Raw genomic sequence first — 22,995 nt, 5'->3', positions numbered from 1 at the left:
GCGGGTGACGCAAACAAACGTCGTATTTGTTTCCGAAAGTGTCGCCAACTCCATTCGGACAAACCCCTGCGCAAGCACCGTTCTTGTGACGTACTGCGCAAAGCCGTCACGGAGCTCTCCCTAGAATGTTTGCCCCACCCCTCAAGGCATTCATGACACAGGGCTCCATCCGGATTCGCGGCGCGCGCCAGCACAATCTCCAGAACCTCGATCTCGACATCCGCACCGGCGAGATGACCGTGGTCACCGGGCCGAGCGGCTCGGGCAAGTCGAGCCTCGTGTTCGACACCCTCTATGCCGAAGGACAGCGGCGCTACGTGGAGACCTTCTCCGCCTACGCCCGCCAGTTCCTGGACCGCATGGACAAGCCGGCGGTCGACAAGGTGGAGGGCGTGCCGCCCGCCATCGCCATCGACCAGACCAACCCGGTGCGTTCCTCGCGCTCCACGGTCGGCACCATGACCGAGCTGAACGACCACCTGAAGCTGCTCTTCGCACGCGCGGCCGACCTGTTCGACCGCGAGACCGCGCTGCCGGTGCGGCACGATTCGCCCGACAGCATCTACGCGCAGATCGCCGAGCGCGCGGCCGCCGCGGGCGATCCGCGCCTGGTCGTCACCTTCCCGGTCGAACTGCCCGCGAGCACCACGGCCGAGGAAGTCACGCAGTGGCTGTCGGCCAGCGGCTTCACGCGCGTGCAGTCGGAGCGCGAAGTGGCCACGCCCACCGGGCCGCGCAAGGTGCTCGACGTGGTGGCGGACCGGTTCCGCGCCTCGAGCGCCGAGCGTTCGCGCGTGGTCGAGGCCATCGAGGTCGCGCTCAAGCGCGGCAGCGGGCGCGTCACGGTGCATGCCACGGGTGCCGAAGAGAACGCACCGACAGACGTCTGGAAGTTTTCGACCGGCCTGCATTGCCCCGAGAGCGACATCCGCTACGCCGACCCGATCCCTTCGATGTTCTCGTTCAACTCGGCCGTGGGCGCCTGCGACACCTGCCGCGGCTTCGGCCGCGTGATCGGCGTCGACCTGGGCCTGGTGATTCCGAACGACAAGCTCACGCTGCGCGCGGGCGCCATCAAGACCATCCAGACGCCCGCATGGAAAGAGGCGCAGGACGACCTCATGCGCCACGCGGAGACGGCCGGCATTCCGCGCGACACGCCCTGGAACAAGCTCACCGACGAGCAGAAGCACTGGGTGATCGAGGGCACGCCCAACTACAAGGAAGGCAACTGGAACAAGCAGTGGTACGGCGTTCGCCGCTTCTTCGCCTACCTGGAGAGCAAGGCCTACAAGATGCACATCCGCGTGCTCTTGTCCAAGTACCGCAGCTACACCCAGTGCCCGACCTGCAGCGGCGCGCGCCTGAAGCTCGACAGCCTGATCTGGCGCATCGGCAGCAAGGAAGACGCCGACGCGGTGCTGCCGCCCGAGAAGCGCTTCATGCCGACCGGCGCGAAGTGGACGCGCGCGCAGCTCGAGGCGCTGCCGGGGCTTTGCCTGCATGACCTGATGCTGTTGCCCATTGAGCGGCTGCGGAAGTTTTTCGACCGCATGGGCCAGGGAATGGCTCCCTCCCTCGCTGGGGGAGGGCAGGCGGCGCTTGCAAGTCCGGCTGCCTCGAATGAGGCCGAGAGCCCCCATCCCAACCTTCCCCCAGCGGGGGAAGGAGCAAGACAGGGCGAGGCCCAGGCCCTTAAGCTCCTCTTCGAAGAAATCACCACCCGCCTGCGCTACCTCCACGACGTAGGCATCGGCTACCTCACGCTCGACCGCCAGAGCCGCACGCTCTCCGGCGGCGAGGTGCAGCGCATCAACCTCACCACCGCGCTCGGCACCTCGCTGGTCAACACGCTGTTCGTGCTCGACGAGCCCAGCATCGGCCTGCATCCGCGCGACATGAACCGCATCACCGAAGCCATGCTGCGCCTGCGCGACGCCGGCAACACGCTGGTGGTGGTCGAGCACGATCCGGCCGTGATGCTGGCCGCCGACCGCGTGATCGACATGGGCCCCGGCCCCGGCGCGCGCGGCGGGCAGATCGTGTTCGACGGCACCACCGACCAGCTGCGCGACGCCGACACGCTCACCGGCCAGTACCTGGGCGGGCGCAAGAAGATCGGCATGGGCTTCAAGCGGCTGGTGAGCGAGAACACGCACCGGCTCATCCTCGAGGGCGTGCGCGAGCACAACCTGAAGAACATCACGGTCGACTTTCCGCTGGCGCGGCTGGTGTGCGTCACCGGCGTGAGCGGCTCGGGCAAGTCCACGCTGATACAGGACGTGCTGGCGCCCGCGCTCATGCGCCACTTCGGCAAGGCCACCGAAACGCCCGGCGCGCACGACCGCATGCTCGGCGCTGACCACCTGGGCGACGTGGTGTTCGTCGACCAGTCGCCCATCGGCAAGACCGCGCGCTCCAACCCCGCGAGCTACGTGGGCGCGTGGGACGCCATCCGCGAAATTTTCGCCACCGCGGCGCTGTCGCGCCAGCGCGGCTACACCGCGAGCAAGTTCAGCTTCAATTCCGGCGACGGTCGCTGCCCGACCTGCGGCGGCTCGGGCTTCGAGCACGTCGAGATGCAGTTCCTGTCCGATGTGTACCTGCGCTGCCCCGACTGCGACGGCAAGCGCTACCGTCCCGAGATCCTCGAAGTGCGCGTGGAGCGCAAGGGCAAGAGCTACAACGTGGCTGACGTGCTCGACCTCACCGTGGCCGAGGCCGCGGCCGTGTTCGAGGCCGACCGCGACGTGCTGCGCGTGCTGCAGCCCATCTCCGACGTGGGCCTGGACTACGTCAAGCTCGGCCAGCCCGTGCCCACGCTTTCCGGCGGCGAGGCGCAGCGCCTGAAGCTCGCGGGCTTCCTGGCCGAGGCCGCGAAGGGCGCGACCGCGAGCAAGCAATCGGTGGCGCGCAAGGGCACGCTGTTCCTGTTCGACGAGCCGACCACCGGCCTGCACTTCGACGACATCGCGCGGCTCATGCGCGCGCTGCGCAAGCTGCTCGAGGCCGGCCATTCGCTGATCGTGATCGAGCACAACCTCGACGTGATCCGCGCGAGCGACTGGCTCATCGACCTCGGCCCCGAAGGCGGCGAGGGCGGCGGCCAGGTGGTGGCCGAAGGCACGCCCGAGCAGCTGCGCGAGAACCGCGCCTCGCTCACCGGCGCCGCGCTGGCCGACTACGAACTCGCCATCGGACCCGACGCCTACAAGGTGGCCGAGCGCGCCGCGCGCCGCTACATCGCCAACGCCAAGAAGGCGCCGGGCAGCGACGCGGTGCAGATCGTCAATGCGCGCGAACACAACCTGAAGAACCTCAGCGTCGACATTCCGCGCGGCAAGTTCAGCGTGGTGACGGGCGTGAGCGGCTCGGGCAAGTCGACGCTGGCCTTCGACATCCTGTTCAACGAAGGCCAGCGGCGCTATCTGGAATCGCTCAACGCCTATGCGCGCAGCATCGTGCAGCCCGCGGGCCGGCCCGAGGTGGACGCGGTGTACGGCATTCCGCCGACCGTGGCCATCGAGCAGCGCCTGTCGCGCGGCGGCCGCAAGAGCACGGTGGGCACCACCACCGAGGTGTGGCACTTCCTGCGCCTCTTGTACGTGAAGCTGGGCATCCAGCACTGCATTCACGACGGCGCCGCCGTCCAGCCGCAGACGCCCGACAGCATCGCCGCGCAGCTCATGCGCAACTTCAAGGGCCAGCACATCGGCCTGCTCGCGCCGTTGGTGAGCAACCGCAAGGGCGTGTACACCGAGCTGGCCGACTGGGCGCGCCCGCGCGGCTTCACCCACCTGCGCGTGGACGGCGACTTTCTGCCGACCACCGGCTTTCCGCGCATCGACCGCTTCAAGGAGCACAGCATCGAGCTGCCGGTGGCCAGCCTCGACGTGCTGCCCTCGAAGGAAACCGAACTGCGCGAGGCGCTGACCAAGGCGCTCGAGCACGGCAAGGGCGTGGTGCATGTGCTGAGCGAACTCGACGGCCTGCGCGCCGCGATGATGGCGGGCGTGTCCGCCGCCGGCATCGGCCGCGTGCACGTGTTCTCCACGCTGCGCGCCTGCCCGGTGTGCAGCACCAGCTACGCCGAACTCGATCCGCGCCTGTTCAGCTACAACAGCAAGCACGGCTGGTGCCCCGATTGCGTGGGCACCGGCGTCAAGCTCAGCAAGGACCAGCGCAAGGTGTTCGACGACTCCGTGCGCGACGACGACAACAAGGGCCGCGAGCAGACCTTCGCCGAACCCGAGGTGGAAGACCTGGCCGACGTGGCGTGCCCGACCTGCGAGGGCACGCGGCTGAACGCCACGGCGCGCGCGGTGAGCTTCGGCGCGTCGCTGGCCAACGGGTCGGGCGGCATCGGGATCACCGAACTCGCGCGCATGAGCGTGACCGAGGTGCGCCAGTGGTTCGAAGGGCTCGCGCTCACCGGCCGCGAAGCCGAGATCGCGCGCGACCTGGTGCCCGAGATCAAGAGCCGGCTCGAGTTTCTCGAGGAGGTGGGCCTGGGCTACCTCACGCTCGACCGCGGCGCGCCCACGCTTTCGGGCGGCGAGGCGCAGCGCATCCGCCTGGCTGCGCAGCTCGGCAGCAACCTGCAGGGCGTGTGCTACGTGCTCGACGAGCCGACCATCGGCCTGCATGCGCGCGACAACCAGATCCTGCTGAACGCGCTGCACAAGCTGGGCGAGAAGGGCAACACGCTGGTGGTGGTGGAGCACGACGAGGACACCATCCGCCGCGCCGACCACATCATCGACATCGGTCCGAGCGCGGGCAAGCGCGGCGGCCGCCTGGTGGCCGAGGGCACGGTGGCCGACATCCAGAATGCCGGCGATTCGCAGACCGGCCGCTACCTGCGCGATGCCATCCGGCACCCGCTGCAGGCGCGCCGTTCGATCCCGTCGCCCGACCCGCAGGCCGAGGACAACGGCGAATGGCTCACCGTGCACGGCGCCGACCTGCACAACCTGCAGGACCTGACGGCCACGCTGCCGCTGCACCGCCTGGTGGTGGTCACCGGCGTCAGCGGCTCGGGCAAGTCCACGCTCGCGCGCGACGTGCTGCTGGCCAGCGTGCAGGGCATCGTGGTGCAGCGCATGACCAAGGCGGGCCGCGACGCCGACGCCGCCGGCAAGCGCCCGGCGTGGGCCGGCTGCAGGAAGGTAGACGGCTACGAGACCATCGACCGCGTACTCGAAGTCGACCAGACGCCCATCGGCAAGACGCCGCGCAGCTGTCCGGCCACCTACATCGGCTTCTGGGACACCATCCGCAAGCTCTTCGCCGACACGCTCGAAGCCAAGGCGCGCGGGTACGGCCCGGCGCGCTTCAGCTTCAACACCGGCGAAGGCCGCTGCCCGGGCTGCGAAGGCGCGGGCGTGCGCACTATCGAGATGAGCTTCCTGCCCGACGTGAAGGTGCCCTGCGAGGTGTGCCACGGCGCGCGCTTCAACCCCGAGACGTTGGCGGTGAGCTGGCGCGGCAAGAGCATCGGCGACGTGCTGAAGATGGAAGTCGACGAGGCTGTCGAGTTCTTCGCGAGCATGCCCAACATCGCGCATCCGCTGCAGTTGCTGAAGGACGTGGGTCTGGGCTACCTCACGCTGGGGCAGCCCTCGCCCACGCTGTCGGGCGGCGAGGCGCAGCGCATCAAGCTGGTGACCGAACTCAGCAAGGTGCGCGACGACATCACCCGCCGCGGGCAGAAGGCGCCGCACACGCTGTACGTGCTCGACGAGCCGACCGTGGGCCTGCACATGGCCGACGTCGAGAAGCTGATCCACGTGCTGCACCGGCTGGTGAACGGCGGCCACAGCGTGGTGGTGATCGAGCACGACCTCGACCTGATCGCCGAGGCCGACTGGATCATCGACCTGGGGCCGGAAGGCGGCAACGCGGGCGGGCGCATCGTCGCGGCGGCGCCGCCGGAAGAAGTTGTGCGCCTGGGCACCCACACCGGCGTGGCGCTGGCACCGGTGCTGGCGCGCTGACCGCTCTTCAGGCGGCTTCCGATCGGGCCGCCTCGCGCAGCGCTTCGAGGCAGGCGGCCACGGCCGGTCTGTCGCTCTCGGGGCCCTGCAATGCGCCGATGCCTTCGAACTCGCTGTCGAGTTCGAAGGCCACGCGCGCGACCAGGCCCCATTGCACGAACGGCGCAATCAGGCTGCGCGGCACCATCGACAGCACGCGGTCGCCGCGCAGTATTTCGAGCACCAGCGGCAGCGAGGTGCTCGAGATCGAATGAAGCGCGGGCTTCGGCGCGTCGGGCGCTTCGAACAGCGCATCGAAGATGTCGCGCACGCCGATGCCGTGGACCGGCAATGCCCAATGCGCGGCGCGCAGGTCGGCCAGCGTCGGCTTCGCCTTGCGCGCCAGCGGGTGGCGACGGCCCGCGACGATCCACGGTACGTCGGGCGCCAGCGCCTCGAAGCTGCAGGGCGCGGGCATTTCCGCCGGGCGGCGGCACAGCGCCATGTCCACGCGGCCCGACATCACGTCGGCCATCAGCTGCTCGCCGGTGGCTTCCACCACTTCGATGCGCAGGTCGGGGTGGCGCGCGCTGAACGACGGCAGCATCCGGCACAGCAGGCCCGAGACGGCCGCCGGGATCGCGCCCACGCGCAGCACGCCGCCCGCGCCGGCCTGCAGCGCATGCACCGTGTCGGCGGAGGCGCGCAGGGCGCTCAGCGTGTTGCGCGCCATCGGAACCACGGCCCGCCCCACGGCCGTGAGCCGCATGCCGCGCACATGGCGCTCGAACAGCGGCGTGCCGAGCAGGCTTTCGATGTCGGCCAGCGCCTGCGTGGCGGCGGGCTGGCTCATGCCGATCTGTTCGGCCGCGCGCCGCACGCCGCCCGAATCGGCGATCGACACCAGCAACTGCAGATGCCGCAGCCGCCCCTTGGCGACCAGCCGGGCATAGAGGACGGACGAGGCGGGCGTGACCGTGGGCATCTTTGGGTATTGGATTTGCTTATCGCAGAGCCGATGAATCTATTGGAAGCCGATCGATGGCGTCAACATAATCCGGCCACTTTTCGGCTCCCACGGACATCCACGCCATGCAGTTCTCTCGTCGCCGGCTCGCGGCCCTCACAGCGGCCATGCTGGGCCTTTTCGCGCTTCCCGCCCTTGCGCAGGACGGCTATCCGCAGCGCCCGGTCAAGCTGATCGTGCCGTTCGCGCCCGGCGGCTCGACCGACCTCGTGGCCCGTCTGGTGGCCGACAAGATGCAGGCCACGCTGGGCCAGCCGGTGATCGTGGACAACCGCGCGGGAGGCGGCGGCATGATCGGCTCCGAGGCCGTGGCCCGCGCCGACGCGGACGGCTACACCGTCGGCATCGGCACCGTGAGCACGCTGACGGTGAACCCGGTCATGCTGAAGGCAAACCGCGTCGATCCGCTGAAAGACCTGGCGCCGATCACCGTGCTGGCGACCGTGCCCGCGGTGTTCATGGTGCATCCGTCGTTCCCGGGCCGCAGCTTCGAGCAGGTGGTGGCCGAGGTGCGCGCCAAGCCCGACACCTACAACATGGGCTCGTCGGGCCCCGGCTCCATCAGCCACCTTCTGATCGAGGCGATGAACACCGACCTGAAGTTCAAGCTGCGCCACATTCCCTACCGCGGCATGGGCCCGGCCCTGACGGCGGCGCTGGCGGGCGAGACCCAGGTGTCGAGCGACCAGTACCCCTCGTCGGCCTCGTACATCAAGAGCGGCAAGCTGCTGCCCTTTGCCGTGGGCGCCTCGAAGCGGCTGGAAGCGCTGCCTTCGGTGCCGACGCTGAAGGAACTCGGCCAGCCCGACCTCAACGAGCTTGCGATGACCTGGTTCGGGCTGGTGGCGCCCGTGAAGACGCCGACCGCCATCCAGAAGAAGCTGCACGACGCGGCAGTGGCCGCTCTGCGCGACCCGGCGCTGCTGGCGCGCCTGAAGGAACTGGGCGTGGATGCGATCGGCGGCACACCGGAGGCATTCCGCGCGCAGATCGAAAGCGGGCTGGCGCGCAACCGCCGCATCGTCCAGGCCGCAGGCATCAGTCCCGAATGAGCGACAGAACCATGAACGCATCCAGCACGCCCCTTTCGCTTTCCGCCATCGCCGAAACCGTCGATGCGCAATCGCAGCGCCAGCATGCCGAGGTCGTGGCATGGCGGCGCCATATGCACCGCCACCCCGAGCTGTCGTTCAAGGAGGTGGACACCGCCAATTTCCTCGAACGCGAGCTCGCGGCCATCGACGGCATCGAGGTGAGCCGCCCCACGCCCACCAGCCTGCTCGCGCGGCTGGCCGGCGGCAGGCAAGGGCGCACGTTGGCGATGCGCGCCGACATCGATGCGCTGCCGCTGCAGGACCAGAAGAGCTGCGACTACGCCTCGGGCAACGCCAACGTCATGCACGCCTGCGGCCATGACGGCCACGCGGCGATGCTGCTCGGCGCGGCGCGCATCCTGGCCGGCCTGCGCGCGCAGGTGCCGGGCGAGGTGCGCTTCTTCTTCCAACATGCGGAGGAGCAGCATCCGGGCGGCGCGCAGCAGATGGTGGACGCGGGCGTGATGCAGGGCGTCGACCAGGTGATTTCGGCGCACGTCATGTCGACGCTGGACACCGGCAGCATCGCGGTGCTCGACGGCCCGGCGCTGGCCAGTTCCGACCGCTTCGTGCTGCGCCTGCGCGGGCGCGGCGGCCATGCGGCCAACCCCGACCGCTGCATCGACCCGATCATGATCGGCGCGCAGATCGTCGGCAACCTGCAGGCCGTGGTCTCGCGCAACACCGATCCGCACGAGGCGCTGATTCTGTCGGTCACCCGCTTCGACGGCGGCAGCGCCTTCAACGTGATCCCCGATGCAGTGGAGCTGTGGGGCTCGGTGCGCTGCTTCAGCGACCAGGTGCGCGCCGGCGTGCCCGCGCTGGTGGAGCGCATCGCCAATGGCGTGGCCGCGGCGCACGGCGCTACCTGCGAGCTGGAATACATCCGCGGCTACAGCCCGGTGGTCAATGACCCGGCCGTGGCCGAGCGCATGCGCGCGGTGGTGCGGCAGGGCATTGCGACGGCGGCGCTGCAGCCGATCCGGCCCCTGCCGAACAGCGAGGACTTCAGCGCCTTCCTGAAGCATGCGCCGGGCGCCTATGTGTTCGTGGGTGCGCGCAGCGCGGCCAAGGGCATCGTGCATCCGCATCACCATCCGCATTTCGACTTCGACGAAGACGCGCTGCTGCATGGCGTGCAGCTGTTCGCGAACGCGCCCTTCCACCTGAACGCATAGGCCTTTAGAGGGTCTCGCCAAGGTTGTCGAAACCGGCGCACAATGGCTTCAACCCTTGGCGCAGGCGCATCCTGAATCAGCCATGGTGGAGACCATGTGAAGGGGTGAAGCGCCGTGCCGTGGGCCACGCAAGGAGCCATGTCATGACCCGCTTCATCGATGTTCACAGCCTCGTTCGCCTGGTGGACGAGACCGGCGTTCCGCAATTCCTCGAGGCCCTGGCCGACGCATTGCGAGACGACTTCCTCCGGTGGCGGGAGTTCGACAAGAAGGCGCGCGTGGCCAGCCATTCGCACCTCGGCGTGATCGAGCTGATGCCGGTGGCCGACGACGGCGCCTACGCCTTCAAGTACGTCAACGGGCATCCGCACAACACGCAGGTCGGGCTGCCCACGGTCATGGCCTTCGGCGTGCTGGCCGAAGTGGACACGGGCTACCCCGTGCTGCTGTCGGAGCTCACGTTCACCACCGCGCTGCGCACGGCCGCCACATCCGCAATGGCCGCGAAGGCGCTGGCGCGGCCCGATTCGCGCAGCCTCGCGCTGATCGGCAACGGCTCGCAGAGCGAGTTCCAGGCGCTGGCCTTCCATGCGCTGCTGGGCATCGAGGAAGTGCGCGTGTTCGACACCGACCCGCACGCCACCGACAAGCTGGTGCGCCACCTGTCGGCCTGCACGCTGCTGGACATCGTGCGCGCGCGCTCCGTGGCCGACGCGGTGCGCGGCGCCGACATCGTCACCACCGTCACCGCCTACCAGGGCCGCGCGACCGTGCTCACGCCCGACATGATCGAGCCCGGCATGCACATCAATGCCGTGGGCGGCGACTCGCCCGGCAAGACCGAGCTGCACCCCGACGTGCTGCGCAAGGCGCGCGTGTTCGTCGAATACGAGCCGCAGACCCGCGTCGAAGGCGAGATCCAGCAGGTGGCGGCCGACTTTCCGGTGCACGAGCTGTGGCGCGTGCTGCTGGGCGAAGTGCCCGGCCGCGAGAGCCCGGCGCAGGTCACGCTGTTCGATTCGGTCGGCTTCGCGCTGGAGGACTACACGGCGCTGCGCTACATCCAGCGCATCGCCACCGAACGCGGCATCGGCCAGCAGATCGCGCTGGTGCCCGAACTCGACGACCCGAAGGACCTGTTCGGCCTCACGGCCTCCGGCCGGCGCCGGGCGGTGCTGCGGCGTGCGGCATGATGGGCGGCTTCGCCACTGCCGCTCCTGTTCCTGTCCATGCTCACCATCTACAACGACCAGCACGTTCTTCACCAGGGCAAAGTCGAGATGTTCCGCGGCGAGCTCGTGCCGTGCTTCGAGGTGCCCGCCCGCGTCGACCATGTGAGGCATGAACTGGAGCGCCGCGGCGTCGGCAGGCTGCAGGCGCCAGATGCCTTCGACGAAGCGCTGCTGGCCAGGGTGCACGCGCCGCGCTACCTGGACTTCATCGCGCATGCATGGGACGAGTGGGTGGCGCTGGACCCGTCCAACGTGTCGCGCGACGCGCTGCCGTCGTACTGGCCCACGCGCGGCATGCGCACCGACGTGCTGCCCAAGAGCTTCCCTGCGCGCATGGGGCTGTTCTCTTTCGACGCCGGCACGCCGCTGATGGCGGGCAGCTGGTCGGCGGCGCGGCATGGTGCCGCCTGCGCGTGGACGGCGGCGCAACGCGTCATCGGCGGGCAGCGCGCGGCCTTTGCTCTCACGCGGCCGCCGGGCCACCATGCGGGCGCCGATTTCTTCGGCGGCTACTGCTTCGTCAACAACGCCGCCGTCGCCGCGCAGGCACTGCGCGATGCGGGCGTGGAGCGCGTGGCGGTGCTCGACGTGGACTACCACCACGGCAACGGCACGCAGGCCATCTTCTACGAGCGCGACGACGTGCACTTCGCGAGCCTGCACGGCGACCCGCTGACCGACTACCCCTACTACCTGGGCCACGCCGACGAACGCGGCGCGGGCAGGGGCGAGGGCTTCAACCACAACCTGCCGCTGTCGCGCGGCACGGACTTTCCGACATGGCGCGCGGCGCTGAAGACCGCGCTGGCACGCATCGCCGAGGTGAAGGCCGGCGCGCTGGTGGTCTCGCTCGGTGTCGACACCTTCGAGGGCGACCCGATCTCGGGCTTCAAGCTCAAGAGCGACGACTACCTGCGCATGGGCGAAGACCTGGCGCGCGCCGGGCTGCCGACGGTGTTCGTGTTCGAGGGCGGTTATGCGGTGGCTGAAGTGGGCGTGAACGCGGTGAACGTGCTCGAAGGCTTCGAGCAGGCGTAGCCGCCGCTGGCTGGCTGACGCGCAGGCGACTCGGATCGCCCGAATCTCCCCTCGGCGCGCGGGAAATCAGGGCAGTCCCGATTGCCTTCGCAGACCTGGCGGGGCCCAATCGGCGCTTTTCCAAGTCAGGATCCAGTCAGCCATGCTCCGCCGCTCCACTTTTCTCAGTGCCGCCTCGCTCGTTGCCGCGTGCGGCCTCGCCTCTCCCCTGGCGGCTTTCGCGCAGGGCTTTCCCACCAAGCCGGTCAAGCTGGTCATCGCCTTCCCGGCGGGCGGCCCGACCGACATCACCATGCGCCAGCTCGCCGACAACGCGAGCAAGATCCTCGGCCAGCCGGTGATCATCGACAACAAGCCCGGCGCCGGCGGCACGCTGCCCGCGCAGGCGCTGCAGACCGCGCAGCCCGACGGCTACACCGTCGCGCAGATCCCGCTGGGCGTGTTCCGCCTGGGCTACACCACCAAGATCAACTGGGACCCGCTGAAGGACATCACGTACGTGCTGAACGTCACCGGCTATGCCTTCGGCATCGTGGTGCCGGCCGACAGTCCGTTCAAGACCTGGGCCGACTTCGTCGCCTACGCCAAGGCCAACCCCGGGAAGCTCACCTACGGTTCGACCGGCACGCTGACCAGCCCGCACCTGACCACCGAGATCGTCGCGCAGAAGGCCGGCATCGAACTGCAGCACGTGCCCTACAAGGGCAGCGCCGACCTGATGCTCGCGGTGGTCAGCGGCCAGCTGATGGCCGCCGCCGACAGCACCGGCTTCGCGCCGCAGGTCGAGGCCGGCAAGCTGCGCGTGCTCAACACCTGGGGCGACAAGCGCCTGGCCAAGTTCCCCGACGCGCCCACGCTGAAGGAGCTGGGCTACGACGTGGTGCAGAACTCGCCCTTCGGCATCGGCGCGCCCAAGGGCACGCCGCCCGAGGTGGTGAAGAAGCTGCATGACGCCTTCAAGCAGGCGATGGAAGAACCCAGCTACGTGGCCGCGCTGGGCCGCTACGACATGCTGCCGAACTACATGAGCTCGGCCACCTACACCAAGTTCGCGCAGGACACGGTGGTGCGGGAGAAGGTGGTGATCGAGAAACTGGGGCTGGCGAAGGAAGTCAAGACGAACTGAGCGCGAACAGCTCGTCCACCAGCCGCCCCGCCAATTCCGGCTTCACCGGATCGCCCCCGAACACCAGCCGGAACACGATCGGCGCGATCAGGTGATCGATCACCTGCTGCGGCTCGGGCGCGCGCTCGCCGCGTGCGTGTGCCTGCTCGACCAGCGCCAGCGCTTCCTTGCGGCGGTTGCGCAGGCAGTCGGTGTCCGAATCGCCGTTGGCCAGCGCGGCCGCGGCTTTCAGCAACGAGGTATTGCACGGCTTGGCCAGGTGCCCGATGAGTTCGCGCGCCCAGGCTTCCAGGTCTTGGCGCAGGGTGCCGGTGTTCGGCAGCGGGCGGTTCGGGTCCAGGCGGTGGGTGGCCGTCTCGGCCAGCAGCCCCTGCAGGTCGCCCCAGCGGCGGTAGATGCTCGACGCGCTGACGCCGGCGCGCTCGGCCACGGCCGGCACGGTGACGCGCTCGCGGCCCTGCTCGGCCACCAGTTCTTCCAGCGCGGTGCGCACCAGCGCCTGCACCTGCGCGCTGCGGCCACCGGGACGCTTGTTGGGAAGGGTGATGTCGTTCATGTCCGGACTTTAACGCAAAGATATTTGCTTTAGAGGATTCCCAGGTCTAGAATCACAAAAGCAAAAAAAGTTGCATTAAGGATTCGACATGCCATCCACCTGCCCTGAACTGGCCGTCGCCACCGCCGACATCTCTGCCCGCGCCAAGCCCCGGCGGTTGCCGGCGAGCGTGGCGTTTCCCTTGCTGGCCGCCGTGTTGTTCGGCTTTTTCTTCGCGGCGGCCGCGCCATCGCCGCTGTTCGTGGTGTTCCAGCACGCCTGGCACTTCTCGTCGTCCTTGCTCACCGTGGCCTTCGCGATCTACGCGATTGCGCTGCTGATCTCGCTGCTGGTGGCGGGCTCGCTGTCCGACCACATCGGGCGGCGCCCGGTGGTGCTGGGAGCGCTGGCGCTGCAGGCCGTGGCGATGGGGCTCTTCCTGCTGGCGCAGGACATCGGCGGGCTGATCGTCGCGCGGGTGGTGCAGGGCATCGCCACGGGTGTCGCGAGCGGCGCGTTGAGCGCGGCGGTGGTCGAGGCCGCGCCGGCATCGCGCAAGCGGCTGGGCGCGTTGATCACCAGCGTGTCGCCGCTGGCCGGCCTAGCGCTCGGCGCGCTGCTGACGGGCATGGCGGTGAAGTTCTCTGTCCAGCCCGTGATGCTGGTTTTCGGCGTGCTGGCCGTGGTGTTCGCGCTCGGCGCGGCGGTGGTGCTGTGGATGCCCGAGACGGTGACGCGTCGCCCCGGCGCATGGGCTTCGCTGGTGCCGCGTGTGTCGATCCCCGCGCGGGCCCGCGCCGAGTTCGCGCGCGGCCTGCCGGTGTTCATTGCGGTGTGGGCGCTCGGTGGGTTGTTTCTGTCGCTGGCGCCATCGCTGATGCTGCATGTGTTCGGCGTCGACAACGGCGTGGTCAACGGGCTCACGGTGGCGGTGCTGTCGGGCGTCGGAGCGATCGCGCCGACGCTGCTGGGGCGCCTCGCCGCGCCGCGGCCCGCCATCGTCGGCATGGCCAGCATCGCGGCCGGGCTGGTGCTGCTGCTGGCGTCGCTGGCCACGCGCTCGCTCGCGCTGTTCTTCGTCGGCACCGCGGTGGCGGGCGTGGGCTTCGGCGGTGCGTTCTCGGCGCTGGTGCAGACGCTCGCGCCGCTGGCGCAGTCGCACGAACGCGGCGAGCTGTTCGCGGCGATCTTCGTGGTGAGCTATCTCGCGTTCAGCCTGCCGGCGATGCTGGCGGGGTTCCTTGTCAAGCCGCTCGGTCTTCTGGCAACGGTCGAAGGCTATGCCGCCGTGCTGCTCCTGATTGCGGTCTACGGCGTGTGGAACCAGTGGGCGGCGCTGCGGAAAGCGCCCGGGGCCTGAGCTATGCGCGCCGCGCGGCCAGCACCGCGCGTGCAGCTTCGGCGAACCCCGCGCCGCGCTCGCCCTGCGTCACGTAGCGCGGCAGGTGTTCGAGCTGCGGCACGAAGCGCGCCACATTCGCCACGCCGATGCTGTGCGCGAAGCTGCGGAACATCAGCTGGTCGTTGGTGGAGTCGCCCACGTAGGCCCAGCGGTTCATTTCGTCGTCGAGCATGCGGTCCCACAGCTCGCGCACGATCCAGCGCGCGCCCTCGAGCTTGTCGTTGTCGCCGTACCAGCCGTTGATGTGGATGCTGCTCACGGTGGCGTGCATGCCTTCGCCGCGCATCAGCGCCACCACCCGCGCGACGGTGGCGTCGTCGAGTTGCACGAACTCGCTGTGGTCGATGGCGATGTCGGTCTCGCGGCCCGGCGAGTCGGTGGCGCGCGCGGCGCCCGGAATCTCGCGTTCGATGCGCGCCAGCACCGCCTGCATGCGCGCGAGGTTGGCGGCGCGTGTCGCGGCATCCTGCTGGTAGCGCTTCTCGACCTGTCCGCTGGCGGCGGGCAGCAGCGCCACCGCGCCGTTCTCGGCCACGATGGCATCGACCGGCCAGGTGGTGACGAACGGCAGGCTCCAACCCACGGGCCGGCCCGTGATCGCAACCACCGCGAGGCCCGCGGCCTTGAGGTCCGCCAGCGCCTGCAAGGCGTCCGGCGTGATCGCGCCCTCGCTGGTCAGCGTGTCGTCGATGTCCGTGAAGACGCCGACCAGCGCGCCGCGCGCCGATGCCTCCCAACGGGTCAGCGGCAGCAGGTGGTTCGGCGAAGCGGGCAGGGAAGACGGCGCGGACATGGCGTGCTGGAAAGAGAAGAAAAAGAGGCGTGATCGTAGCGGCGCTTTTCGTGTAGCATCCCGCCCCCGCCGCGCATCGAGCCCGGCGCGGCGCCCTTCATGCCTCACATCCTCGTCGACAACCTCCTCAAGACCTACCGCATCTCCGAGCGCGACCCCGGCGTGATGGGCGCGCTGCGCGGGCTCGTGCACCGCCGCCATCGCACGGTGGAGGCGCTGTCGGGCGTGTCGTTCTCGCTCGAGCGCGGCGAGCTGCTGGGCTTCATAGGCCCCAACGGCGCGGGCAAGTCGACCACCATCAAGATCCTCGCCGGCATCCTGCGCGCCGACGGCGGGCGCGTGGAAGTCGATGGACGCGACCCCTTCGCCGACCGCGAGCGGCACGTGGGGCGCATCGGCGTGGTCTTCGGCCAGCGCACGCAGCTGTGGTGGGACCTCCCGGTTGGCGACGGCTTCGACCTGCTGCGCGACATCTACCGCGTGGACCCCGCGCGCTACCGCCGCACACGCGACGAACTGGTGGCGCTGCTGAGCCTGGAGCGCGTGCTCGGCCAGCCGGTGCGGCAACTCTCGCTGGGCCAGCGCATGCGCGCGGAAATCGCCGCGGCGCTGCTGCACGAGCCCGACATCTTGTTCCTGGACGAGCCGACCATCGGCCTCGACGCACCGTCGAAACTGGCCGTGCGCGACTTCGTGCGCCGCGCCAACCGGGAGCGCGGCACCACCGTGCTGCTGACCACGCACGACATGCACGACATCGAGGCGCTGGCGCAGCGCGTGATCATCATCGGCCACGGCCGCGTGCTGGCCGACAGCCCGGTGGAGGCGCTGCGCGCGCAGGTGATGGCCGAGCGCCGCCTGGTGGTCGACTTCGCGCAGGACGCGGCGCTGCCCGCGCAGGTGGAGGGCGCCAGGGTGCATTCGCGCGACGGCCAGACGCTGGTGCTGGACTTCGATCCCGCGGTGACGACCGCGCCCGCGCTGATCGCGCGCATCGCGGCCGGCCATGCGGTGGAAGACATCCGCCTCGAGGGCCTGGCCATCGAGGCCGTCATCGCGCGCTTCTACGCGATGCACGGAGCGGCCGAAGCGTGACGGCCTTGCGCGAACTGGCGCGCCCCTACATCGCGGCATTCGCCTCGCGTTTCCTGCAGATGCTGCAGTACCGCACGGCCGCGCTCGCGGGTTTCGGCACGCAGTGCTGGTGGGGCGGCATCAAGGTGATGGTGCTGGCCGCCTTCTACGGCGGCGCGTCGATGGCCGGCACGCCGATGTCGTTGACGCAGGCCATCACCTACAGCTGGCTCTCGCAGGGCCTGCTGGTGCTGGTGCCGTGGCTCGGCGACCCGGAGGTGGCCCAGGCCGTGCGCACCGGCGCGGTGGCCTATGACCGGCTGAGGCCGGTCGATGCTTATGCGCTGTGGTTCGCGCGCAGCGCGGGCTGGATCGCGGCGCGCGTGTTGCCGCGCGTGGCGTTGATGGCGGCCTTCGCGGCTGTCGCGTTGCCGCTGGTCGGGCTGGGCGATTGGGCCTGGAAGCCGCCGGCGAGTTTTGCGGCCGCGATCGCGTTTCTCGCGTCTTCCGTGCTGGCGCTGCTGTTGTCCACGTCGATGGTGATGCTGCTTAACATCGCCGCGACCGCCGCGCTCAACGAACGCGGAATCAACGCGCTGGCGGGGCCCGTGGTCATCGTCTTTTCGGGAAACCTGCTGCCGCTGATGCTGTTGCCGAATGCATGGCAGACGGCGCTGCTGCTGCAGCCCTTCGCGGGCGTGGTCGACATCCCGGCGCGGATCTATTTCGGGTTGATGAGCGGCTGGCAGGCCATGGCGGGGCTGGGCCTGCAGTCGTTCTGGATCGTGGTGCTGGTCGTGTTCGGCCGCATGGCGATGCAGCGGACGATGCGGCGGCTGGAGGTGCAGGGTGGTTGAAGTGTGGTCTTCGTCTTCTGGTCGTTCAGAGCACTGGTTGATCGGCGCCCACGGCGCAAGCCGCAAGAACCGGAGCCACTGAAACAAATGGGATCGCTCCGCCTACTCATGAGACTCGTCGCCGCCTCCCTCAGCGGCCAGGCGCGTTACCCCGCTTCGGCACTGATGCTGACGACGGGCCAGTTCCTCGGCACAGGCATCGAGGTCATCGCCGTCTGGGCGCTGTTCCATCGCTTCGGCGAAGTGCAGGGCTGGCAGCTTGGCGAAGTGGCGCTGTTCTACGGGCTCGTGAACTGCATGTTCGCCGTCGCCGACGCGCTGGGCCGCGGGTTCGACACGTTAGGCACCGAGTTCCTTCGCACCGGCGCCTTCGACCGGCTGCTGCTGCGCCCGCGCCCCGTCGCGTTGCAACTGATGGGGCACGACTTCCGCATCAGCCGCGCGGGCCGCCTGCTGCAAGGCGCGCTGGTGCTGGTGTTCGCGACGGTGCAGGCCAACATCGCCTGGACGCCGGCAGCCATCGGCATCGCGCTCTTCGCGCTGGCCGGCGGCGCGGCGCTGTTCCTCGGCATCCTGGTGCTGCAGGGCACGCTGTCGTTCTGGACCGTCGAGAGCCTTGAGATCGCCAATGTGCTGACCTACGGCGGCGTGCAGGCGGCGCAATACCCGCTGGCGTTGTACGCGCAGTGGTTCCGGCGCGTGCTGACCTTCATCGTGCCGCTGGCCTGCGTGGCGTACTACCCGGCGCTGGCGATCCTGGGCAAGCCCGATCCGCTCGGCGCGCCCGCATGGATGGGGTTGGTGTCGCCGCTCGCGGGTTTCGTGTTCCTCGCGGCGGCTTTCGGGGTGTGGCGCTTCGGGTTGCGCCACTATGCGTCGACCGGGAGCTGATCCGGCCCGGCTTTCTCAGCCCGCGCTCTGCAGAGCCAACCCCGCATGCTCCCGCAGCGGATGGAAGTGGATCTTCGGAAAGCGCTCCTGCGCCAGCCGCACGTCGTAAGGCGATGTGCACAGAAAGGCCAGCGTGTCTGCCGCGTCCTTGGCCATGCGCACCGGATAGGCGTTCACGAACTCGCGCAGTTCGGCCGGGGTGTCGGCCGTGATCCAGCGCGCGCCGGTGTATTGGCAGCCTTCGAGCCGCACGTCGGCGTCGTACTCGGCCTTCAGGCGGTGTTGCACCACTTCGAACTGCAGCTGGCCGACCGCGCCGAGCAGCATCGGGCCGCCGACTTCGGGGCGGAACACCTGGATGGCGCCTTCTTCGCCGAGCTGGGCCAGGCCCTGCTGCAGCTGCTTGGTGCGCAACGGGTTCTTCAGGATCACCGTCATGAACAGCTCGGGCGCGAAGAAGGGCAGGCCGGTGAACTGCAGGCTCGCGCCGTCGGTGATGGTGTCGCCCAGCTGCACCCCGCCGTGGGTGGTGAAGCCCACGATGTCGCCGGCGTAGGCCTCTTCCACGGCCTCGCGGCGCTGGCTCATGAAGGTCACGACGCTGGTGGGGCGCAGCTCCTTCGACGTGCGCTGCACCTTGAGCTTCATGCCGGGCGTGTACTTGCCCGAGGCCATGCGCACGAAGGCGATGCGGTCGCGGTGGTTGGCGTCCATGTTGGCCTGCACCTTGAAGACCACGCCCGCGAAGTCCTTGTCCTCGGGCTGGATCTCCTTGACCACCGGCTGGCGGTTGACCAGCGTGGTGCTGGTGCGCGACTGCGGCGAAGGCGCCAGGTCGACCAGCGCGTCCAGCACTTCCATCACGCCGAAGTTGTTCACGCCGGAGCCGAAGAACACGGGCGTCTGCTTGCCGGCCAGGAAGGCCTCGCGGTCCCAGGCGGGCGAGGCGCCGGTGGCCAGCTCCATGCTTTCCATGGCGGTCTCGAAGTCGGCGCCGAAGCGCTTGGTGAGCGTTTCGCGCTCGCTCAGCGGAATGGTCTCGAAGTCTTGCGGCAGCCGCTCGCTGCCTGACTCGAACACCGTCATGGCCTGCGTGCGCAGGTTCATGATCCCGCGGAAGGTCTTGCCCTGGCCTACGGGCCAGGTCATGGGCACGCAGGGCATGCCCAGCTCGCGCTCCACCTCGTCGAGGATGTCCAGCGGCTCGCGCACTTCGCGGTCCATCTTGTTGACGAAAGTGATGATGGGCGTGTCGCGCTGGCGGCAGACCTCGATCAGCCGGCGCGTCTGCGCTTCCACGCCGTTGGCCGCGTCGATCACCATCAGCGCCGAGTCGACGGCGGTGAGCACGCGGTAGGTGTCTTCCGAGAAGTCCTTGTGGCCGGGTGTGTCGAGCAGGTTGATCACGTGGTCGCGGTACAGCATCTGCATGACCGACGAGGCCACCGAGATGCCGCGCTGCTTTTCGATTTCCATCCAGTCGGACGTGGCATGGCGCGAGGCCTTGCGCGCCTTCACCGAGCCGGCGATCTGGATCGCGCCCGAGAAAAGCAGCAGCTTTTCGGTCAGCGTGGTCTTGCCGGCGTCAGGGTGGGAAATGATCGCGAAGGTGCGACGGCGGCGGGTTTCGGCAACAAAAGACAAGGTGGGCAATCGGGCAGGGGAATGCCGCGATTTTAGAAGGCCGGGGATTTCCGCCCGCCGGCCCGGCGCAAAGCACCCGCGGCGGCGGTTTCAGGCGCCCAGCGCCTCGGCCATTCCGTAGGCCCGCATCTGGGCCTCGAACTGCGCCACGTCGTGGCTCAGCACCACGATGTCGTGGGCCTGCCCCTTATGGTCCCTGACGTGCTTGCCCAAGAGCGCCTCGGGCCGGAAGCCCAGCGCCTGGAACACGGCGATGGCGCCGCGCTGGTCGACGGTCATCTGGGCGACGAGCTTTTCCTGCCCGCGTTCGATGGCCAGCGCGCAGGCCTCGCGCGCCAGTTGCTGGCCCAGGCCGCTGCCGCGCAGCGCGGGCGCCGCCAGCACCCGCAGCTCGGCCACGTGGCCCGACCAGGAGTGCGGATCGCGGATGACGGCCGCGCATCCGAGCACGATGCCGCCGCGCACCGCTAGCACGCTGTCGATGTCGCCGCGCTCGATGGCGCGCACCCAGGCGTCCATCACCCGGGGCTGGGTGATGTCGCGCGGCAGAAAGAGCAGGTCGTGCGCGGGCAGGGCGCGCGCGAAGTCGAGCACCGCGTCGGCGTCGTCCGCGGTCATGAGGCGCAGCGCGATCTCGCCCTGCGGGTTGGGCACGATGCGCGGGTAGCTGCGCGAGGAGGAAACGGATGTCATGGTCATGTCGATCGCACCCCCAGCCAGTCGTCGAGTTTGGGCCACAGCCTGCGGACCGCGTTGGGGCCGGCGGCAAGGCTCACGTGTCCGCCCTTGAGCACCACTTCTTCCTTGTCGGCCGAGCCGATGCCGGCAATCAGCGGCTGGCCGGCCTCGTACGGCACGATGTGGTCGTGCTGCGCGAGCGCGTGCAGCACCGGCACCTTGATGTTCTGCAGCCGCACCGGGCGCCCGCCCAGCTCCAGCTCGCCCTTGTGGAGCTTGTTGTCCCACATGAGCTCTTTCACGGTCTGGCGGAAGTACTCGCCGGCCAGCGGCAGCATCTCTGCGCCCCAGCGGTCGAACATGCGGTACGACTTGACGAATTCGTCGTTGTCCATGTTGTCCCACAACTGCACCACGCCCGCGCCGCGGCCCGCGGGGCGCAGCATGTCGAAGGAGGCGAACAGCATCTCGGGCGGCACGTTGCCGACGGTGTCGATCAGCCGGTCGACGTCGAAGTAGCGGCGGTCCGACCAGGCATGGAACAGCTTCATGCGGCTGAAATCGACGGGCGTGGTGAAGAGCGCCAGGTTCTTCATCGGCCCGCCGGGATGCAGCGCGGCGTAGAGGGTGGAGAGCACGCCGCCCATGCAGTAGCCGGCGACGGTGACGTCTTCCTCGCCCGAGTCCTCCTGCACGCGGCGGATGGAATCGGGAATGAAGTCGAGCACGTAGTCCTCGATGCGCAGGCGCTTCTCGTCGGGGCGCGGCGCGTTCCAGTCCATCACGTAGACGTCGTAGCCCTTCAGCAGCAGGTACTCGACCATGCTCTGGCCCGGCGCGAGGTCGAAGATGTAGGCGCGGTTGGTGGTGGCCATGACCATCAGCACCGGCACGCGGTAGAGCTCGTCGACCAGCGGGCGGTAGTGGTAGAGGCTCAGCGTGCCGCGCCGGTGGATCTCGTCCTTCGGCGTCTGGCCGACGGCGGGCGCGGCCGACGTGAGGAACTCCAGGCCCTTGATGTTGCGCTGGATCGCGCGCTCGATCTCGGCGCGGATGTCGGGCAGGGCGAACGCCTCGGCGGTGGGCATCATGGCGCGCGTTTTCCGGTCGCGGCTTTGGGCGGCGTGGGCTTGGCCGACGGCTGCCTGGTGCGGCGCGGACGCGGCGGGGGCGCCGCATCGGCCTTGGGCGCCGGGCTCCGCGCGCCTTCGGCCGCGCGGGCGATGCGCGCCAGGTGGTCGTCGATGCGCTGCAGCTGATCGCCCAGCGCCTGGATGTCGGCGCGCGTGGGCAGGTTCAGCATCGTGAGGTAGCGCGCCATCAAGTCGCCCAGCGCCTTCTGCGCGGAGAGCGAGGCGTTCATGCCGCCGTGCATGCCCTGGCGGAACGGGTCCGAGGCCATGGTCTCGTTGGCGAACTCGTTGGTGCTTTTTTCCCACTGGGCCGTGAGCTCGCGCCACATGGCCATGGGGTCGAGCGGGGAGAACTTGGTCATTCGTGCGCTCCCTGGGTGCGAGTGGATCGTCTTCAGTCGTGCGAGTGACGGGCCGTGTGCGCCGCGATGGCGTCGACGATCTGCGGCCACATCTCGATCGGCAGCGCATGGCCCATGCGCGGTATGCGCAGCAGGGCGGCGCCCGCGATCGCGTCGGCCACGTCGACGCCGCAGGCCACCGGCACGAGCGGATCGGCGTCGCCGTGGATCACCAGCGTCGGCACGCGCACGTCGCGCAGCGCCGGCTTGCGATTGCCCGACGCGAGGATGGCCGCGAGCTGGCGCGCCACGCCGGGAGGGTTGAGCCCGCGCAGGAAGACCAGCTGGGCGCGTTCGGCATCGCGGGCCTCGTCGAGCGGAAAAGCCGACGGCCCGCGCAGCACGCGCCACACCTTCGCGTGGTGCGCCACGTAAGCGTCGAAGGTGGTCGGCGCGGGCGAGAACAGCACCGCCATCGCTTCCGCCGTGGGCGGCGGCAGCGCCGGGTTGCCGGTGGTCGACATGATGCTGGTGAACGAGCGCATCCGCCGCGGATGGTGAATGGCCAGCTCCTGCCCGATGGCGCCGCCCATCGAGGCGCCGACGATGTGCGCCCGCTCGATGCCGAGCGCGTCGAGCAGGCCGATGCAGTCCTGGGCCATGTCGCGCAGCGTGTAGGGCACCCGCAGCGGCTGGCCGGTCATGGCCTGCGCCATCAGCGCCTGGATGTCGGGCACGCCCAGGTGGGACAGGTGCGTGGAGTGGCCGATGTCGCGGTTGTCGAAGCGGATCACCCGGTGCCCGCCGGTCTCGGCCAGGCGCGTGCAGAAGGCGTCGTCCCACGCCACCATCTGGGCGCCGAGGCCCATCACCAGCAGCAGCGGCGGCGCGCCGGGGTCGCCGAAGCTGTTCCAGGCCAGTTCGACGTGGTTGGCGGGCGTGCGCCGCTCGATGGGGGGCGCTGCGGTGGTCATGGG

The 22,995-nt window shown here is 69.4% G+C and carries 18 protein-coding genes; 10 read left to right on the top strand and 8 right to left on the bottom strand.

The features are described 5' to 3' along the window. Positions 1-152: 152 nt before the first annotated feature. Positions 153-5,996 (top strand): excinuclease ABC subunit UvrA, encoded by a 5,844-nt coding sequence (gene uvrA, locus L3V85_RS29690; protein WP_237680682.1) that lies wholly within the window; start codon positions 153-155, stop codon positions 5,994-5,996. A gap of 7 nt (positions 5,997-6,003) precedes the next feature. Here the strand turns inward: uvrA and L3V85_RS29685 are convergent, their stop codons facing one another. Continuing rightward, positions 6,004-6,960, bottom strand: coding sequence for a LysR family transcriptional regulator (locus tag L3V85_RS29685; protein WP_237676209.1), 957 nt, complete (start codon positions 6,958-6,960; stop codon positions 6,004-6,006). A 107-nt stretch (positions 6,961-7,067) separates the two neighbouring features. Here L3V85_RS29685 and L3V85_RS29680 point away from each other — a divergent pair, with 107 nt between their 5' ends. The 5 genes from L3V85_RS29680 to L3V85_RS29660 all read left to right on the top strand — a co-directional run bounded on the left by L3V85_RS29680 (position 7,068) and on the right by L3V85_RS29660 (position 12,670). Beyond that, the gene (locus L3V85_RS29680; protein WP_237676208.1) at positions 7,068-8,054 is read left to right on the top strand and encodes a Bug family tripartite tricarboxylate transporter substrate binding protein; all 987 of its coding nucleotides are present in this window, start codon (positions 7,068-7,070) and stop codon (positions 8,052-8,054) included. 11 nt (positions 8,055-8,065) lie between these two features. After that, positions 8,066-9,274 carry an amidohydrolase gene (locus L3V85_RS29675; RefSeq protein WP_237676207.1) on the top strand — a complete coding sequence of 403 codons (1,209 nt, stop codon included), beginning with the start codon at positions 8,066-8,068 and terminating at the stop codon, positions 9,272-9,274. A gap of 143 nt (positions 9,275-9,417) precedes the next feature. Continuing rightward, a complete protein-coding gene (locus tag L3V85_RS29670; protein ID WP_237676206.1) occupies positions 9,418-10,467 on the top strand; it encodes an ornithine cyclodeaminase in 1,050 nt (349 codons plus the stop codon). A gap of 36 nt (positions 10,468-10,503) precedes the next feature. Next, positions 10,504-11,544 carry a histone deacetylase family protein gene (locus L3V85_RS29665; protein WP_237676205.1) on the top strand — a complete coding sequence of 347 codons (1,041 nt, stop codon included), beginning with the start codon at positions 10,504-10,506 and terminating at the stop codon, positions 11,542-11,544. A 142-nt stretch (positions 11,545-11,686) separates the two neighbouring features. Next, a complete protein-coding gene (locus L3V85_RS29660) occupies positions 11,687-12,670 on the top strand; it encodes a Bug family tripartite tricarboxylate transporter substrate binding protein (RefSeq protein WP_237676204.1) in 984 nt (327 codons plus the stop codon). Here the strand turns inward: L3V85_RS29660 and L3V85_RS29655 are convergent. Next, positions 12,657-13,226, bottom strand: a complete 570-nt coding sequence (locus L3V85_RS29655; RefSeq protein ID WP_237676203.1) for a TetR/AcrR family transcriptional regulator — start codon at positions 13,224-13,226, stop codon at positions 12,657-12,659. The two genes, L3V85_RS29660 and L3V85_RS29655, sit on opposite strands and share 14 nt — an antisense overlap. Before the next feature lie 88 nt (positions 13,227-13,314). Between L3V85_RS29655 and L3V85_RS29650 the strand changes: the two genes are divergently transcribed. Further along, positions 13,315-14,565: an MFS transporter gene (locus L3V85_RS29650; protein WP_237676202.1), complete on the top strand. Its 1,251-nt coding sequence runs from the start codon at positions 13,315-13,317 to the stop codon at positions 14,563-14,565. Between the two features lies 1 nt (position 14,566). On the opposite strand, the gene L3V85_RS29645 is transcribed toward L3V85_RS29650, so the two are convergent. Next, positions 14,567-15,400: an HAD-IIB family hydrolase gene (locus tag L3V85_RS29645; RefSeq protein WP_237676201.1), complete on the bottom strand. Its 834-nt coding sequence runs from the start codon at positions 15,398-15,400 to the stop codon at positions 14,567-14,569. 99 nt (positions 15,401-15,499) lie between these two features. Here L3V85_RS29645 and L3V85_RS29640 point away from each other — a divergent pair, with 99 nt between their 5' ends. The 3 genes from L3V85_RS29640 (at position 15,500) to L3V85_RS29630 (ending at position 18,222) form a co-directional block, all read left to right on the top strand. After that, the gene (locus L3V85_RS29640) at positions 15,500-16,495 is read left to right on the top strand and encodes an ABC transporter ATP-binding protein (protein ID WP_237676200.1); all 996 of its coding nucleotides are present in this window, start codon (positions 15,500-15,502) and stop codon (positions 16,493-16,495) included. A 59-nt stretch (positions 16,496-16,554) separates the two neighbouring features. Then, positions 16,555-17,331: an ABC transporter permease gene (locus L3V85_RS29635; RefSeq protein WP_237680681.1), complete on the top strand. Its 777-nt coding sequence runs from the start codon at positions 16,555-16,557 to the stop codon at positions 17,329-17,331. Positions 17,332-17,418: 87 nt separating this feature from the next. After that, positions 17,419-18,222, top strand: a complete 804-nt coding sequence (locus L3V85_RS29630) for an ABC transporter permease (RefSeq protein WP_237676199.1) — start codon at positions 17,419-17,421, stop codon at positions 18,220-18,222. 15 nt (positions 18,223-18,237) lie between these two features. Here the strand turns inward: L3V85_RS29630 and L3V85_RS29625 are convergent, their stop codons facing one another. The 5 genes from L3V85_RS29625 to L3V85_RS29605 all read right to left on the bottom strand — a co-directional run bounded on the left by L3V85_RS29625 (position 18,238) and on the right by L3V85_RS29605 (position 22,992). Further along, the gene (locus tag L3V85_RS29625; protein WP_237676198.1) at positions 18,238-19,866 is read right to left on the bottom strand and encodes a peptide chain release factor 3; all 1,629 of its coding nucleotides are present in this window, start codon (positions 19,864-19,866) and stop codon (positions 18,238-18,240) included. Positions 19,867-19,956: 90 nt separating this feature from the next. Further along, the gene (locus L3V85_RS29620; RefSeq protein ID WP_237676197.1) at positions 19,957-20,559 is read right to left on the bottom strand and encodes a GNAT family N-acetyltransferase; all 603 of its coding nucleotides are present in this window, start codon (positions 20,557-20,559) and stop codon (positions 19,957-19,959) included. A 2-nt stretch (positions 20,560-20,561) separates the two neighbouring features. Beyond that, positions 20,562-21,635: an alpha/beta fold hydrolase gene (locus L3V85_RS29615; RefSeq protein WP_237676196.1), complete on the bottom strand. Its 1,074-nt coding sequence runs from the start codon at positions 21,633-21,635 to the stop codon at positions 20,562-20,564. Next, positions 21,632-22,039 (bottom strand): hypothetical protein, encoded by a 408-nt coding sequence (locus tag L3V85_RS29610; protein ID WP_237676195.1) that lies wholly within the window; start codon positions 22,037-22,039, stop codon positions 21,632-21,634. The genes L3V85_RS29615 and L3V85_RS29610 overlap by 4 nt, the downstream gene beginning before the upstream one ends. Before the next feature lie 32 nt (positions 22,040-22,071). Then, positions 22,072-22,992 carry an alpha/beta fold hydrolase gene (locus tag L3V85_RS29605; protein WP_237676194.1) on the bottom strand — a complete coding sequence of 307 codons (921 nt, stop codon included), beginning with the start codon at positions 22,990-22,992 and terminating at the stop codon, positions 22,072-22,074. Positions 22,993-22,995: the final 3 nt, after the last annotated feature.

This window comes from Variovorax paradoxus, from assembly GCF_022009635.1.
Taxonomy (GTDB): Bacteria; Pseudomonadota; Gammaproteobacteria; order Burkholderiales; family Burkholderiaceae_C; genus Variovorax.
The sequence above is the reverse complement of the archived record's forward strand: the minus strand, read 5'-3'. Positions and strand labels throughout refer to the sequence as shown.